The 15,995-nt window shown below is 52.4% G+C and carries 14 protein-coding genes; 1 reads left to right on the top strand and 13 read right to left on the bottom strand.

Translation table 11 applies throughout. The annotated features are described in order from the left end of the window. Positions 1-28 precede the first annotated feature (28 nt). Positions 29-409, bottom strand: a complete 381-nt coding sequence (locus tag ACSFXJ_RS01800) for a hypothetical protein (protein ID WP_435923521.1) — start codon at positions 407-409, stop codon at positions 29-31. Between the two features lie 290 nt (positions 410-699). Here ACSFXJ_RS01800 and ACSFXJ_RS01795 point away from each other — a divergent pair, with 290 nt between their 5' ends. Continuing rightward, positions 700-1,467 (top strand): C40 family peptidase, encoded by a 768-nt coding sequence (locus ACSFXJ_RS01795; protein WP_435923519.1) that lies wholly within the window; start codon positions 700-702, stop codon positions 1,465-1,467. Positions 1,468-1,479: 12 nt separating this feature from the next. Here the strand turns inward: ACSFXJ_RS01795 and ACSFXJ_RS01790 are convergent, their stop codons facing one another. The 12 genes from ACSFXJ_RS01790 to ACSFXJ_RS01735 form a co-directional block, all read right to left on the bottom strand. Next, a complete protein-coding gene (locus ACSFXJ_RS01790) occupies positions 1,480-2,514 on the bottom strand; it encodes an HD-GYP domain-containing protein (protein ID WP_435923518.1) in 1,035 nt (344 codons plus the stop codon). 176 nt (positions 2,515-2,690) lie between these two features. Further along, complete coding sequence (locus ACSFXJ_RS01785; RefSeq protein ID WP_435923517.1) at positions 2,691-7,292, bottom strand: S-layer homology domain-containing protein; 4,602 nt, start codon at positions 7,290-7,292, stop codon at positions 2,691-2,693. 584 nt (positions 7,293-7,876) lie between these two features. After that, on the bottom strand, positions 7,877-8,449 hold the full coding sequence (locus ACSFXJ_RS01780; protein WP_435923516.1) for a TetR/AcrR family transcriptional regulator: 573 nt from the start codon (positions 8,447-8,449) through the stop codon (positions 7,877-7,879). After that, positions 8,446-8,853, bottom strand: a complete 408-nt coding sequence (locus ACSFXJ_RS01775; RefSeq protein ID WP_435923515.1) for a DUF5360 family protein — start codon at positions 8,851-8,853, stop codon at positions 8,446-8,448. Before ACSFXJ_RS01775 ends, ACSFXJ_RS01780 begins: the two co-directional genes overlap by 4 nt. A 104-nt stretch (positions 8,854-8,957) precedes the next feature. After that, positions 8,958-9,215 (bottom strand): Spo0E family sporulation regulatory protein-aspartic acid phosphatase, encoded by a 258-nt coding sequence (locus tag ACSFXJ_RS01770; RefSeq protein WP_435923514.1) that lies wholly within the window; start codon positions 9,213-9,215, stop codon positions 8,958-8,960. Between the two features lie 90 nt (positions 9,216-9,305). Beyond that, positions 9,306-9,830 carry a hypothetical protein gene (locus tag ACSFXJ_RS01765; RefSeq protein WP_435923513.1) on the bottom strand — a complete coding sequence of 175 codons (525 nt, stop codon included), beginning with the start codon at positions 9,828-9,830 and terminating at the stop codon, positions 9,306-9,308. 71 nt (positions 9,831-9,901) lie between these two features. Next, on the bottom strand, positions 9,902-10,555 hold the full coding sequence (locus ACSFXJ_RS01760; protein ID WP_435923512.1) for a PspA/IM30 family protein: 654 nt from the start codon (positions 10,553-10,555) through the stop codon (positions 9,902-9,904). 2 nt (positions 10,556-10,557) lie between these two features. Continuing rightward, the gene (locus ACSFXJ_RS01755; RefSeq protein WP_435923511.1) at positions 10,558-11,073 is read right to left on the bottom strand and encodes a hypothetical protein; all 516 of its coding nucleotides are present in this window, start codon (positions 11,071-11,073) and stop codon (positions 10,558-10,560) included. Positions 11,074-11,208: 135 nt separating this feature from the next. Then, positions 11,209-11,928 (bottom strand): ankyrin repeat domain-containing protein, encoded by a 720-nt coding sequence (locus ACSFXJ_RS01750; RefSeq protein WP_435923510.1) that lies wholly within the window; start codon positions 11,926-11,928, stop codon positions 11,209-11,211. A 40-nt stretch (positions 11,929-11,968) separates the two neighbouring features. Beyond that, the gene (locus ACSFXJ_RS01745; protein ID WP_435923509.1) at positions 11,969-13,456 is read right to left on the bottom strand and encodes an S-layer homology domain-containing protein; all 1,488 of its coding nucleotides are present in this window, start codon (positions 13,454-13,456) and stop codon (positions 11,969-11,971) included. A gap of 132 nt (positions 13,457-13,588) precedes the next feature. Next, the gene (locus ACSFXJ_RS01740) at positions 13,589-14,284 is read right to left on the bottom strand and encodes a response regulator transcription factor (protein WP_435923508.1); all 696 of its coding nucleotides are present in this window, start codon (positions 14,282-14,284) and stop codon (positions 13,589-13,591) included. A gap of 3 nt (positions 14,285-14,287) precedes the next feature. After that, entirely contained in the window at positions 14,288-15,760 is a 1,473-nt protein-coding gene (locus ACSFXJ_RS01735) for an ATP-binding protein (protein ID WP_435923507.1), read from the bottom strand. Positions 15,761-15,995: the final 235 nt, after the last annotated feature.

The following is a 15,995-nucleotide window of genomic DNA, read 5'->3' as shown; positions in this document are numbered from 1 at the left end:
CCTCCCCGTTTTGACATGCATATGTTTTTTAGCCGGTGGTTATGAGTCCGATCCGACAAGAAATGCAAAAAAAACACCAAGCCGTCGGAAGCAAATCTCCCGAGGCAAGGTGTTTATCACATGGGATGTCAATATGAAATGAGACCGAAACGGTTTCGATGGCTGTCTTGATTCGCTGCATACAATCCAAATGCTGGGCTTCCTCCCGGATCCTCCAGTCGGGAACGGACTGCCTGTATTCCAGGCTTTTGATTTCGCCATACTCCACCCGGAAGGACTTGCTGGAATTTTTCGGATAACTGGCATACATCGCCTTGTCCGTAAAAAAGATCCCCTCCGCCACATTCGGCCAATCGGCCAAAATACAGATCACGTCGGCGCGCCGCTCTTGAATGATCCCTTTTTTCATGAGCGCATCCATAAATTTGCTGTTTCTCGTTTGATTATAGGAAAAACCGTAAATCGGGGAGGACCAAGCCTTGGAGGTCAGGAAAAACGGGCTTGCCTGGTTGATTTGAAATATCAGTTTCTCAAGCTTTTCTTTCGAATGCGTACCGCACCTCGTAAAATATGGAATGTAGATGGGACCTTTTTCCTATCATTATACATCCGAATCGGACTGTGTTGGGAAAGGATCATAAAACGGGTGGAAATTTGAAATCATAAACTCCAATGACCGGCAAGAAAGGGAGGAATCTCATGCAAAAAAAGAAAAGCGCCGCATCCGTTTTTCTATGCCTATGTACCCTGATATTGATAACATCCTGCACGACGAACGACGGCGTTCGCACTAAGTCCGTTCCGCAGCAGCAAAATACAAACACTGCCAAGAATACCCGCTTATCGGAAAACGAGGACCATGATCCGGATCTCTATTTCGGGGATTTGGGCGTGGAGCAGATCCTCTATAACGGCAAACAAGCCCGAATTCGCAGCTTAACCGCCGCCGGACAGCAACTGCTCGATCCGAACGGGTTCCCGCTGATCCGCCAATATCCGGACCCCTCTATCGCTCCCGTAAAAGGAAACTATGTGGAGAACGTCATCCAAACGGGCAAATCATTTCTCGGCACTCCTTATGTGTACGGCTCCGACCGGACCGAACCTTCAAGCTTCGATTGTTCCGATTTTACCCGGTGGGTATTCCTTACCGCGCTCGGCATGGATTTGCCATGGGATTCAAGAAGCCAGGGTGCCTATGTCAAAGCCTTTGCCAAAAGGCAATATACTTCATTGAAAGAAGCCCGTCGCGGCGATTTGCTGTTCTTTACGAACTATCGCGGCAACAAGGCTTCGGATTACAAAGGTTTGACGCCCTCGGAAAAGCCGATATCCCACTTGGGCATCTATCTCGGAGGCGGAAAAATCCTGCATTGCCCTTCCAAAAAGAGCGGCGGAGTCAATATTCATAATCTCACATGGAGACAGTTAACAAGCCGGTTTCTGTTCGGAGGGTCGATCATTTGACTCCCAAAAGCTTTAAAATATTTGTTTGATATTTACCGTTGCATCCTTGCTTAAATCGACGAACCCCTCTTCCGTCCGAATCAAGGGATGCGTTAGGTCGTGATGGTTGACCATGAGGATGACGCCCTCCCTTTCATCCGACAGCATAACGGCTTTTCCAATCAACGAATGCATCATCTTATGCACGAACAATTGAGTGATCCGGGGATCCAAAACGCCGAAGGATCCTTTCTCCATATGTTCCAGAACTTCATGGAACGGCGCCGGGTCCCGATACACGCGTTTGGAGGTCATGGCATGAAAAATATCCGCAACCGCAACAATCCGGCTGAACAAATCGATGCTCTCCCGCTTGATGCCTAGCGGATACCCGCTGCCATCCATTCGCTCATGATGCTGAAGCGCGACCAGGGCCTGGCGGTAATTGATCCCGATCGTCTTTTTAAGCAGGTCATAGCCGAAAACGGTATGGTTTTTCATTAAGGCAAATTCCTCTTCAGTCAACTTGCCCGCTTTATTCAAAATCTCGTCGGGAACCAGCATTTTGCCGGCATCGTGCAGCAACGCCGCGGTCGTTAATTGCAGCAGTTCCTGACGTTCAAGCCCCATCCACGTTCCCAAAAGGTTAGACATCACGCCGACGGCAATGTTATGACGGTATGTATAATCATCCTTTGCCTGCAAATTTGAAAATAGGGGGATCAGCTGCGAAGTTTGCGCAACCTCATGAATCATCGGGATGACATGTTGCCGCAATTCCGCAAGCGGAACCTGCTTCGTCTCCCGGATCCCGTTAAACAATTCGGTCGCTCGAAGCACCGTATCATCGATGATTTTCTCCGTCGAACCGGAATCCTTTCCCGGATTTGCAGGCTCTTCGGCCACATCTTCGACCGTCAGGACAATTCCCTGTTTATGCAAGATGTCGATATGCTCCTGCGAAATGATAGAGAACTCGGACATCAGCAAGGTGCCGTTGTCATTAAAAATATCCCGATTTACCTTTCTCCCTAAAAACGCTTCGGACGGGAGATTCGTATTTTCCAAAGCAGACTCCCTCCTTTTCCATGCAACAAAGAGCTGAAAAACGGGATTTCCCGCTTTCTTCATTTTTGCATAGCCAACTGGACGATTTCTCGACAATTTCGAGTGAACCCTTATATGCAAAAAAGCCGAGTCAGCGGGATGAACCCTCTCTGCACTCGGCTTTTCAATGCATTCACTTATTCGGTTACGACTTCTTTTTGCTCTCCGTCAATCAGATAGCTATGCGTCGTTGCGGCTTCCTCGATGTCCCGGAACGCCCAATGAGCGGCAGGCACATCCTCGAAAGAAGGTGTGGCGACGCCATGAAGCGGTCCGCGTTCAAACATCCGGTTCACCATAACCACCGCTTCCGCGCGGGATGCGTAGTTATCCGGTTTGAAGCCGCCGTCCTGGAAGCCCGCGATCAGCCCCGAGTTCCGCACCGCCTGGATGTTCCACTGCGCCCAGTGTCCCGCGATGTCGTTGAAGCCGATCTCTCCGCCTTCCGTCACGGCCAGTTTCCGATAGTTGACTATCACCGTCGCGATTTCCGCGCGAGTGACGGCGTCATTCGGTCTGAAGCTTCCGTCCGGCATGCCGTGCATAATTCCTCTTTCTTTCACGAAAGCAATGACTCCCGCAGACCAGGACGTTTTCGAAACGTCGCTAAACGGCGCTTCCCCGCTCCATGAGCCTTCGACATAACCAAGATTGCGGGCAATCATGGCCGCAAGCTGTCCGCGGGTCACATTTTCAAGCGGTTTGAATTCCCCGTCCGGGAACCCTTGCACATACGGAGTATGCTGACCATCCGAGATCTCCCGGTTAAAGTCGATAATCGTAAAGGTACTGAAGTGATCGATGGAGAATTGCAAGCCCAATTGGCCATCCGGCATCGTGACCGCCGTTCCCTTCACCACTTCTTTCCCGCCGTTCGTATGTTCGATGAAAATGCCCAATCTCTTCAAGAACTTGGCGCGCTCGTTCGCATCTTCCGGAAGCTTGACGTCCCGGAGCGGCAAAGTCAGCGTGACCGGACGGCTCGACAGGTTCGTCTCGATCGTCATCGGTCTGGCCACGACCTCGATATTGTCGTCCTTCGACCACTTGCGAACGACTTCCTCGGTCCGCGCGCGGGCTTCGATCTCTTCCCGCTCGCTCTTATTTTTTACCGGAACGAGCCGGAAATAGAAGCTTTCCGTTAACCCCTTCAACGAGGCGCTAGGAATTTGAATAAACGCATTCGGATTGTATATCTCAAAATCAATTCCGCTGTTTTGAAGCAATGCTACGGTATCCGCCGGAATTTGAAGGTTCACTTCGCTAACCTTGTCCGACGCATCCGGGATCAGGATCCGGGCGACGTTCTTTCCGGCTTGCAGCGCTTTATCCACCGTTTCCTGCGCTTTGTCTTTCGTATAAATCACCTTGTCGACAACGCGACCATCGGCGTAGGTGGTGCGCTCAATCGGAACCTTGGTGATACCGGCTTCCTCATCGCCGCCGATAACCACATCGACCACGATCGTCTGGGTGGTCGGTCCGGGAGGAACGTTGGAGCTGTTGCCCGAACCGTTCGAACCGCTGCCGCCCGTTGTTCCGCCGCCCGTGTTCGCAGGCCGGGTAACCGTCCGGTTGAACGACAGAAGCGTTTTGCCGGATTCCACGGCAATGATGTTGCCAAGATTTTCGGCATAAGTTAAGGAAATCTGTTCACCCGGCTCGATCTGACGATCCAGGTGGAGGATCAGCTGCAATCCGTCCTCACTCAGCTCGTAGACGTCCTGCGTTACCGTGATGGGACCACGTTGACCGCTGATGTTGAAGCCGTTCAATTCGTCCGAAGTCACCTTCACCGGCTGATCAAAGGTCAGCACCAACCGACCCGGATTCGTCTTGTCCAGTGCCAACCCGTTGACCACCGGATGGCCGCTGTCGGTCACCAGGCCTTCTCTTGCCGCCGTCAAGGTTTTCAACGCTGTTTTCACTTCGGCTTGAGTGGCGTCCGCTTTATCCATCACGATTTGAGCTTCTGCCAGCTTTTCTTGATAGAATGACCAACTCTCCGGCGTGTAGATGGCTTCATCCAAGCCGCCGGCCAGGCTGATTTCCGTTTGCAAGGCGGTTTTATCCACGATTTCCGTAATCGTGAAGGTTCTCTTTTCCTGAACGGAACGTCCGCCCGTCACGGCCGTGACTACGATCGTATAAGTGCCCGGAGGCAGCTCTTCCTTCAAACCGTAAGACCAGGTCGTATCCCCGGCATTCCAGCTTAGTTCGCCAGGAACAGCAACGGTATTTCCGTTTTCGTCCGTCACCGCTACCGTCAGGGAATCCGCATTTGCATCGACGCTGCCCGAGACGGCCGGCGTTTTGTCGGATGTATTTCCGCTAGGTTCCGTAATTTTCAACGCTGCCGCAAACGGATCCACGACGTCAAAATTGAAATCCGGGACAGCCGATCCATTAGGCTCTGCACCCAAAAGATATCCGGACGCGCCTTCGTATTCTACATGAATCGTTTGATTGGAAGGAAGCTGGGTTCCCGCCGGTAACGTAAGGATCACTTTTGCGGGATCCGCACTGTCAACCATCGCGCCGTCGACAGGAACTTTCACGCCGCCAATCGTTACGGTAAAGGCATCCTGCGCCGTTCCGGCACCGATCTTCACGCCTTTATCGAGCACAATCATAATCGTGTTGCCGCCTTCGGTAAAGCTTCCGCTTTCCGCAACCGGCGGTTGCAGCGTAAGGGCATCATATGCCGCTTGCAAAGCCGTTGTTGCCGAATTTACTTCGTCTTGCGATGCGTTGTGATTATCCAGCACGATTTGTGCCGCTTCCAAAGCATCTTTGTAATTGTTCCAGCTTACGGATGTATAATCAGTCTCCGTCAAGCCTGTAGCCTTATCGGCTTCGCTCTGCAGCTCGGTCTTATCGACAATCGTGAACGTATACGTCTTGGTTGCCGTACGCCCGCCTTTCGTTGCCGCTAAAGTTACCGTGTATGTGCCTGGGGCCAAATCCGCGGCATAGTTGTCAAACGACCAACTGCCGTCTGGATTGATAACCAAGGCTTCGCCGTCAATCACTTTATTAGCGACGTCATCCGGACCTGCAACGGTAATCGTCGCACTATCCGGGCTGTCCGGAGCCGCACCGTTGATTTCCGGTTGCCGGTCATCCGTGTTTTCCGCCGGTGCTGTGATCTTTAGGTTTTGGGAAAACGGATCTTCGTTGACATCGAAATCAAAATCACCGACTGCCGTGCCGCCGGATTCCTTACCTAAAAGATATCCGGTATCGCCATGATATACGACGTGCACCTGTTCACCGATATTAGCGGAAAGCGGCACTTCCAACGTGAGAGTCACTTTAGCCGGATTCGCGCTATCCACTTTTGCACTGGCTACAGGAAGCGTCTTGCCGCCAACAGTCACGGTAAAGGCATCTGGTGCCGTTCCGGAACCGATTTGCACGCCCTTATCGAATTCAATGGTAAGCGTCTGCTCTCCTTCATAGAAGATATCGCTTGTTTTGATGGGTACGGGCCGATTTTTCATCAGTCCGTCTCTGGCTTTAGCCAAAGTTTCATAAGCTTGCCCGATCTCATCGACCGTTGCGCTTGCGCTGTTTAAAACGGCCTCAGCTTCGCTTAGAGCTATATTCAATGCGTTCCACGAATCCGGGGTGTAACTCGATTCGATGAGTCCTTCTTTCGTTATGTCATCATACTTCTTTTGAAGGACGGACTTATCGATGACCGTAACGGTCGTACTGATATCCACATTCACTACATCGTTTGGTATTCCGCCATATTCGACTACGTATGCTGTAACTTTATTAGTAGGGCTGTAGTCGTTCCAATACCCGGTCGCAAAAATATGAAGCACATATTCCGATCCCCCGGTATCATTCGGTTCCGTACCTTTATCCATTAGGGTATACATGACTTTGGTGGTCGGATTACCGTATGTTGCGTTGTAAACAGAACGTCCGCCGTCACCATAATAGCCGCTGTAAAACTGGAGGCCTTTTCCGCCATCCTCCAAGCCTTCCGGTCCAGTTACCCAACGCCAATCACCGGTTCCTTTTTGATGTGCACCCACAGCTGTTGTAACGCCATTGCTTGTTTTTTCGGGCCGGGCAATGTCTTTCCCGCCGATCCAGCCCAGACCCTGGGCCTTGGATTTCACAAAGTCATTCTCGGATGCGCTTGTAATCGTAACCAAGTAGCCCTGCCGTCCAAAATAAGTTCTTGCCTCCGCGGCCTTTTGAGCAGCATGCCAAGTAATACTAGTACCTGTATTAACAAACTCGTAAAAATGCCCGTTCTCACTAAAAGCCAAGGCACTACCTAGCGAAAAAGAAATATTTCTGATGTGCGGGCTTGTTGTATTGCCTGCCGAAAATTGAGCGGAATTCAACAGGTTTTCGTATGTACTGATATCCGCGGTTCCTGTCAGGACATAAACGCCATTTCCCTTATTCGTGATGTCTATGCCGTCAATATCCGTATCGGCCGGAAAGGTTAATGCATCTCCTGCGACAAATCCGTTAATTACCGCCGTTGCCCCGTCAATTGTTGTTTTTCCGTCGATCGTATCCGAAATGTTGATAGCTCCGCCCACCTGCGCCAACCCGCTGCCCGGGAAGGTCACATAGCGGGCATCCGTCGATATCCCGTCCCCGCTGCCTGCCGCTGCCTTGACTTGGCTATTCATGAACGGAAGGCTGTTAGCGACGAGAAGTAAAGACAGCAAAGAAACGCATGCCTTATGGGCTATTTTCCTCTTCATTACCAGTTATTTCCTCCTTCTGTTGACATTCTATGCGATAGATCACACTCTTTCGGTACTCTAACAGACAAAACTCGACAAATTCTCAACAAACCCATGGGGTGCTCACAAAACCTGCACGTTTTCCTTTGAGTTAGAGAAGGTTTTACGCAAAAATAAAAAGGAAAGATGCTCTACCCCGTCGTCGCTGGATTGACGTAAATCGGCGACGGCACCGAGTTCCTTATCAATCAGCGTCTCCGGTCCAGTAACCGTCTTTGATCAGGTAACTTAGGTAAGCTTTTCCCACATTGGCCCATGCTCATAGGCAGCATATGTTGCACTTTATACAACATTAATCCCTTGAACGCCTTCCTTCCGACCCCTAAGTTGCAAAAAATACAGCATTTTGAGCCGAAATAAGCCTTTGAAAGGATAAATGAAGCAAATTGCTGCAAAAAGTACAACATTTTCTCTCGTCCCCATCATTTAATGAGCATATTGTTGTAAAAAGTACAACATTCACCAACCTGCCGGCTCTTCCGACAAATAAAAAACGAGCCCTCCGGAGCTCGCCTTCACATCATTTCATATAAAAAGGAAGATCACTCGCCCTCTCCCGCCGCATCCCCCGTTACCCCTCGCATCATCAGCTCGACCATCTGCACTAAAGCCTGGTCCAGCGTCAGTCCCATCTTTTTCGAAACCTGAAAGTCCATCAGCCGGCTTAATGCCCCGATGTAAACCTGAATAAACAATTCCAGATCGAAAGGCCGTAAAGTCCCTTCATCCCATCCTTTTGCGGCCAGCACGCCGATATTGCCCCAACCCTGCTGAATATAAGCGTCTACCTTTTTCCACGAATCGGGATACTTCTGTTTGAGCTCTTGAATGACGCGGTTGTCCCCGAAGGACAGGCCGCTTGGCAGAATGACCAGGGCTTGCCGTAATTTTTCCGGGGTGGGTAAGGAGGGATTATTCATCAAGTCCGCCTCGGCATCGCGCATATCTTGAATGCAGCGGTCGACGAGATCGTCGATCATCCGCTCCTTGGACTCGAAATGCTGATAAATCGTTTTCGTACTGATTCCCAAACGGGCGGCAATATCCCGGATTGAAAATTTCAGCCCCCGCTGCATGATTTCTTCCAGCACGCAGTCCATAATTCGATCTTTCATAGCGCGGCTCCGATCCTCGTTTGAGTTTGAATCAACTTAGGCAAGAAAAATAACGGATACATCAAAAGAAACAAGTTCGGCACCCACCAGGAGACGTCAAAATCCTGCCGCAGCCCCCAAAACGCGATCGCCTGCAATCCCGAACAAAAGGTTAAGGTTAAGGTCACGATGCAAACCGCCGACCAAGCCCGGTGTTTCCGGCGATATAAATAGATAGCCGTTAAACCCGTGGCGGAAATAAACAGGTCGAGAGGTACGAACGACAAATTCCAGGCGGTCATCATTTCATGGCTATAGTCTTTATACAGATATTCCTTCGGCAACAACTCCAGAAACACGATAAGCCAATAAACCAAAAATCCGAGATCCGTGATCAGCATAAACGATTTTAAGGTTCTTCCCATTGTTTAATCCCCCCACAATAAAAAACTAGGAAAACATTTTAGTTTATTTGTTTTCCATATTCTTTATTATGCCGTCTCCGCCCACCTTTTGCAAGTAACCTTTACTATCCGGCTTCTTCATTCTTCTTCAAGTCCATATATCGAAAAATAAGTCCGTCCAGCCTTTGCGAAATGTCGATTAACTCGGGGCCTATGTTTCCCAATGCATCAAAAAGCGCCTCCATCTCCGAGCGCATCGCCTCGATCTCCGCAGCCAACGCCGGAAGGTCAAGGTTAGCGGCGGCTACCGTTGCAGACCGGCCTGCGTCATGCGCTGCAGCCCCGCTTCCCTGGGGCTTCGTGTGATGCCAACGTTTACTCATTGGGAATCCCCTTTCCGATTTCAAATGATAGTCCCGGCTGTATGCGCAAAATCCCCCGCTTCGTTCGAAGCAGGGGGAAGGCTTTCATGCTCATTCGTTCACCGGTGTCGTTTGGGTTTCACTGCTGTCCGCCTTGGAGCCATGCCCCCGGCCGCCTTTACCGGCATGCGTACCGTTTACGATCTCAAGCGCCTTCGCCGCTATATCGGCCTTCCGGTCGTCATAGTCCGCTTGCGAGATTTTCCCGTCCGCCAGCTTCTGGTCAAGCTTCGCCGTCATCTCCTGCGCAACCAAATCAGTCACCGACTGCACCTCGATTCCTTTCTCCTCGGCAATCGCCGCCAGCGATTTGCCGTCACGCCGCGCCGTCCGGAGATCGGACTCGGTCATGCCAAGAAGCGTTGCGACCGCCGCATCATCCAGCTTCTGGCCCCCGCCTCGTTGATGCGATCCTTTTGTCTTTGCCGTCGTGTCCGAAGTCGTCGAAGTCTGCGTAGTCTGCGTAGTGTCCGTCTTATCCGCTGCCGCGGCGTTTACCTGTCCGGCAAGAACGGCCCCTCCGCCTAATGTCAGGGTTAATGCAAGAGCGCTTGCCGCCAATACTTTTTTGTTCATTATCGTTCCTCCTCGTCATAAAGGGTGGCTTCACGGCCGGACCGAAGCCCGGCGCCATGCCGCCTTCTTCATTAAGAAATTTGCTTGGCCGCCTTGAGCTTGTCCAACTCGGCCTGCACTTCATCCTGCTCCGACCAGTCCGAGAGGCGGGAAGACGGGTCCACTGTCCGATAAGCCAAAGTTCCCGCTTCCAGGCGCGTGATTTTTTGCTCCATTTGATCGAATCCGCGGGCAATCTTGCCGGCGTCGACCGCCGGAACGGCGCGAGCCGTCGCACGCAGCGCCGTCGCCGCATTCATCCGCGCAATCAGGAACGTCAGCTTATCGTTCAATTCGCGGCGCAAATCCAGAAGACGCCCGATTTCCCCGCGGAGAGCCTCCTTCTGTTGTTGAATCGTCTCGCGCTGTTCCATGTAGGTTTGATGCAGCTTCACATGGTGCAATTTTTCCTGAAGGGCCAGTCTGGCGATCTCCTCTTCGCCCCGGTCCACCGCAAGCTCCGCCTGGCGGGCGCGTTTGTCGATGACTTGGCCGGTTCCCGCAATCAGCACATCGTACTGCTGTTCCGCAGCGATCTGTACGGCCAGCGCCGAACGCGCTTTGTCGATCTGGTCCTCCAGCTGTCTGATATAATATTTGGCCATGGTCACCGGATCTTCCACATTATCGAGAAGCCGATGCACATCGGCGGCTGCAATATCCTTCATTCTTCCGAAAATACCCATAGTTATTTTTCCTCCTTATGTTGTTGTTCCCGTTCCCACTCGTCCAGGAACCGGCCTCGGCTTACGCCCGTCTCCGCCATGGTCGTCGGAAGAGCGGACATCCATTCCGGAGATGTATATTTACGATTGCTTTCAATCCTTCTATACAACAAGAAAACAAGAATCAATGCGGCGAGGCCCCAAAGCGGCGTCAGCAAGCTCATCGTGCACAAAGCGGCCAAGACGGCCCCGATCCACTTCGGTATCCCCGTTCCTTTTACGAAGAGAACGGCCCCTCCGATCAGAACGGCGATCTGAAGAAGAATGGACCATACCGGACTTGTTCCCGTTTCCGCACGCTCCGTAAATTTCATGCCGTATGGAGTCATATGGTGCCCGTGTCTCATCGCCTCATGCCATGCCTGACGCTGCGGAACGGCCTCGGCGAAGGGCGCTGCAGCCATTTTGAGTATTGCCGCCAGAAGTATGACGGAAACAACCCCGATGACGATGCCCGGCAGAATTGAAGATCTTTTCATATGCGCTCACCCCCTTTCGTGATCTCCATGGTTGTATCTTAGGGGACGAACCTTTAATGAATCTTAAACGTGAAAATAAAAAAAAGACGGAGAACCCTATATTAGGGTCGGCTCCATCCTTTTGACTCGGCGGCGTTATTTCCCGCCGGCTTTGGTCAGCGCGTCGATCATTTCTTGATACCCCCGGCTCTTGGCATGCTGCAGCGGCGTAACGCCTTCGCCGTCGGCCAGATTCACGTCGGCTCCGTTCTCGATCAACAATTCGACGATCTCCTGATGCCGCTTACCGCCGTCTCCGAGAATAACCGCTTCCAGCAGCGCGGTCCAGCCCAGATCATTGACGTGATTCACGTCGACGTCGGAGGTTGCGAGCAGTTCCCGGACAATCTCGACATGCCCCCGGTCGGCCGCGGGAATGAGGGCGGTGCCCCCGAAACGGTTGGTTACGGTCGTATCCGCGCCCGCCTCAACGGCCGCCTTGACGAAATCCAGCTTTCCCTCCGCTCCCGCGTAAAGCAACGGATTGTCCTGGCGATTGTCCCGGATATTGATATTGGCTCCTTGACCGATCAAAAATTCGAACATCTCCAATTGATCCGTGTGAACGGCGATCATGGCCGCGGTTCGCCCTCTTTCGTCCGTCGCGTCGATATCGGCCCCGTCCGCCAAATGCTTGGCGGCCGCTTCCCGGTTTCCCAGTTCCGCGGCTTTCAATAACTCCCGGTTCAACTTATCCATTTTCAGCTTCACCTCCTGCGCATGTTCCCGATCCCCGCCGGTTAACCGGGAATCCGTATTTATCCCGCATCCCGAAAGGGCGACAGCCAGGATTAAAATAGAGATGCCGCGAAACATAACGAGCCAGCACCTTCCTTTCAAAATGAGTGCTTGAATGTCAGTTCACCGTCAGTTCGGCTTTGGATGAACCGGCCCAGTCGCCCACCGGAGTGACCGTGTACGTGGCGCCTTTCACCAAGGTTCCGCCTTGCTCCAGGTCAAACACGCCCACCGCGCCTTTTCGGCTGGAGTATTTGTACGATGCCGACAGCTTATTGCCCTGGGCATCGGTCAATTCCACCCGGCGGCCGGAAAACATTTCATCCCCCGGATCCTCGGATAAAGCGATGTTAATCGAGGTTTCATTGACGGCCTCGGCGCCGGCGATTTCCAGCGGAGCGATCTCCTTCGCTACAAAGGATGCAGCCGCGATATCGGCCCAATCCGAAGTCACGGTGTATTTCACGCCCGGTTTTAATACCTCTCCTTCCGGCAAGCGGAACTTAGGCTCCTGTTTGCCGTCCGTGGATTGGGTAAACGGCACGTATTTTGCCGTGATCGGCTGCCCGCCTTCCGGCGTAACCGTCACCTCTCTGCCCTGACCGGAGGAAATGATCTGATAAGTCCTTCCGTCCGCCCGGTTATTCTCGTCCAGCACGAAGGCATTGGCCCCGCGGCCCGCGCTATATGCGGAGATCACATATCCGTAATCGACGACGCCGTTCGACTTGAGGGCTTCCAATTCGAACGTGTCGTTCGCAATCTGTCTCGCCTCGGTCATGACCAGCTTCGATGCGCTGCCTTCAAACGTGCCCGCCTGCTCGCCCTTATAGGTCAACGTGTACGTGGCCCCCGGCTGCTGAACGGAGGTCGGCACGATATAAGTGGCGATCGAGCCCGTTTTTAAGCGCGGCATATTGGTCAGGGTAAGCCCGTCGTTAAAGGAAAAATCCGCTTTGGCTTTGGCAAAAGCCTCATCCTCCGAGGTTAAAGGAGCATCGAAAGTGACGATCAGCGTAATGGCGTTCAGTGAACGGACGCTCGTGATTTTCGCCTCGGAAGAAGGAATCGCTTGAAGGGCTGTATTCAGCAGGTAGGCCGCCTCGCCGCGGGTGACCGGGGTATCGGCAGCGGCGGAATCGGATCCGCTCAGCCAGTAATCGACGGACTTGAGGTCGCGATTGAGCGCTTTGGCCACGATTTGTGTCAATTCCGAAGCGGTCACGGTTCCTTTCGGATGGAAGCCTTCGCCCTCCGCCGGCATAATATCGCGTGCCGCCAATTCGGCCGCATAATCGAAATACCACGCATCGCGGTTTACATCGGCGAAACCGGCTTGCGCATCCGCCTTCCCTTGCAGCCCGAAGGTCAAGGCCACCATCTTCGCCAATTCCGCGCGGGTGATCCGGCCCTCCAAATTCATGGAGCCGTCTCCATATCCCTGAATGACCCGAAGCCCGGCAAGCTCGTTTGCCGCCTGTTGAATTTCTTGCGGGGAAATCCCCGCCGCTGCCGCCTCCGCATGCGGCAGGTTCCAGGGGAGAGCCGCCCCTCCCAGGGCCACGGTCAACGCTATCGCAGTCAGTTTTGCAGAATATTTGTTCATCGGTAATCCTCCTTAAGATCCATAGGTTTAGTAGATATTTTCGCTATACCCATGATATAAGAGAGGCCTAAAATCCAAAGAAACCCGGGATAAACAGACGTTAAACAATTTATTAACAAATTCTAAACTTGCTTATACGGAAAAACGGTACCCGGCTCCCCAAACGGTTTCAATATACTGCGGGTTCGAAGGGTCAACTTCGATCTTTTCCCGCAGCCGGCGGATGTGCACGGTTACGGTGGCGATATCCCCGTTGGCATCCATGCCCCAGATCCGCTCAAACAGCTCGTCCTTGCTGAAAACCCGGTTCGGATGGCTGGCCAAAAACTCCAGCAGGCTAAATTCGCGGGTCGTAAAAGGAACTTCCTGGTTCCGAACATAAACGCGATGCGCCGCTTTATCGATGATAAGACCCCGGATATGGATTTCCGTGTGCTGAACGGGTTCCTGTTTGCCCAATAACCGCTCGTATCTCGTCAGGTGGGCTTTGGCTCTCGCAACCAGCTCGCTGGGACTGAACGGTTTGGTGACGTAATCGTCGGCCCCTAGGTTAAAGGCCCGGATTTTATCGATCTCTTCCTTTTTGGCGGAAACGATCAGAATCGGCACTTCCTTGGCCTGCCGGATTTGCCGGCACAATTCGAACCCGTCCATGCCCGGCAACTGCAAGTCGACAATAATCAGATTGTAATCGCCTTGAAGCGCGAGCCGTAAGCCTTCATCGCCCGCGTGGCATAGATCCACGGCAAAGCCGTTGAGCTCGAAGTAATCCCGCTCCAACTGAGCGATCGTCGTCTCATCTTCAATGATTAGGATACGAGCCCCCATCGTTTATGCACCTCCTTCTTTCGTTGCCCGTTTCAAGGTAAAGAACAGGCTCGTTCCTGCCCCGAGTTCGCTTTCCGCCCGGATCGATCCCCCGTGCCCTTCGATGATCTGGCTTGCAATGGCCAGACCCAGCCCGCTGCCGCCCGTCAAGGAATTGCGGGACTGCTCCGCACGGTAAAACCGCTCGAAAATGTGCGGAACGGCTTCGGGCGGAATGCCCGTCCCGTTGTCCCGGATTTCAACCGTCACCCACTCCGGGGTCGCTTGCACGGAGAAGCGAATCGTTTTTTCCGGCTTATCCATGAAATTTTGCGCGTTCTCGATGATATTGAGGACCGTGCGCTTCAGCTTTTCCAGGTCGGCGATGACTTCAACGCCTCTAGCCGGCCGTTCCTCCCATTCAATCCGGATGCCCTTTTCCTCCAGGACGTATTGGACTTCCTCGATGCAGTCTTCCAAAAAGCGGGCAATGTCCATCTTTTCAAACGTAAAAGGGACTTGCTTCAGGTCCAGCTTGGAGTAAAGGAACAATTCGTCCACAAGCTTGTCCAGATCTACGGCCTTTGAATAAATGATGTTCACGTACTTGTCCATTTTTTCCGGCGTGTCCGCGACCCCGTCCCGGATGCCTTCGATATAGCCTTTGATACTCGTAATCGGAGTGCGCAGATCGTGCGAAATGTTGGAGATCAGCTCCTTCCGGTTCTCCTCGTCCCGCAGCCGGAGCTGTACGGATTCCTGCAGTCTTTTTCGCATATTTTCGAAAGCCTCGTTCAATTGGCCAATTTCATCCTTGGCATGCAGATCCAGCGCAAACTCAAGCTGGCCTTCCTTGATGCGGTTTGCCGAGCTGCGAAGCAAATCCAGCGGTTTGACGACGCTGCGGGTAATCCAGCGGTACAATAACGCATTCGCCACCACGATCATGCCTAGCAGAATCAATAAAAGGACCGGAAGCAATCTTCGGGTCACTTCGCTAAAAGGACTTCTTTCCCGAATGACGAACACGCTGCCCTTGGCGCCGTCCGTAAAACGGAAGTCGAATTTGGCGTAAGCGTAAAACCGTTCGCCGATGTTAAACGTATTGCGAATCTGGTTGTTGTTCAAATCATAAGGGGGCAAGCCCTGTTCCAGAGCCGGCTGGTTCAACGTGTACGATTCAAACACCTGATTGCTTTCCCGGCGCACATAAAGACCGGCCCGCACGGTTCTGAGCTTGAAATCGTAATCCTTCAAAAGCTCCTTATCCAGCAGCTGGTCCGGCTCGTTTTTCGCGAGATATTTCAATTCGAGGAACATCGACTCCTCTTCTTCCGTCAACGGGTTCAACTGATAATGGACCTTGTAAAAATCCCGGATACTGTGAATGTCGCCCGTCGCCGCAACCGTAAACAGACCCGCGGCCAACGCAAATACCAGCAGGCTGATGATCAACATGCCCGTGTACGACAGCAGCAGTTTGATTCTGATGGACATACCGGTCACCTCGTCGCGTTAAGGGTAAAATGTAATCCTAGTATGACATATGATTTTCGGGAAGGGAATCGGGGAGCAATCGATAGCAACCCAGTCGCGAGCAATGGCTCCCTGCAACGACGCAATTAATCGGTTCGTTCCGTGGCGTATCTTCCGATTAGTAGAATATAAGCCACTCATTAAGCCTAAAAGTTGAATCTAAGAACCCTTCTAGTATAGGTCATATTAAACACTA

The organism is Paenibacillus salivarius, from assembly GCF_051307165.1.
In the GTDB taxonomy this organism is placed as follows: domain Bacteria; phylum Bacillota; class Bacilli; order Paenibacillales; family Paenibacillaceae; genus Fontibacillus.
This window is presented reverse-complemented; position numbering and strand designations above follow the sequence as displayed.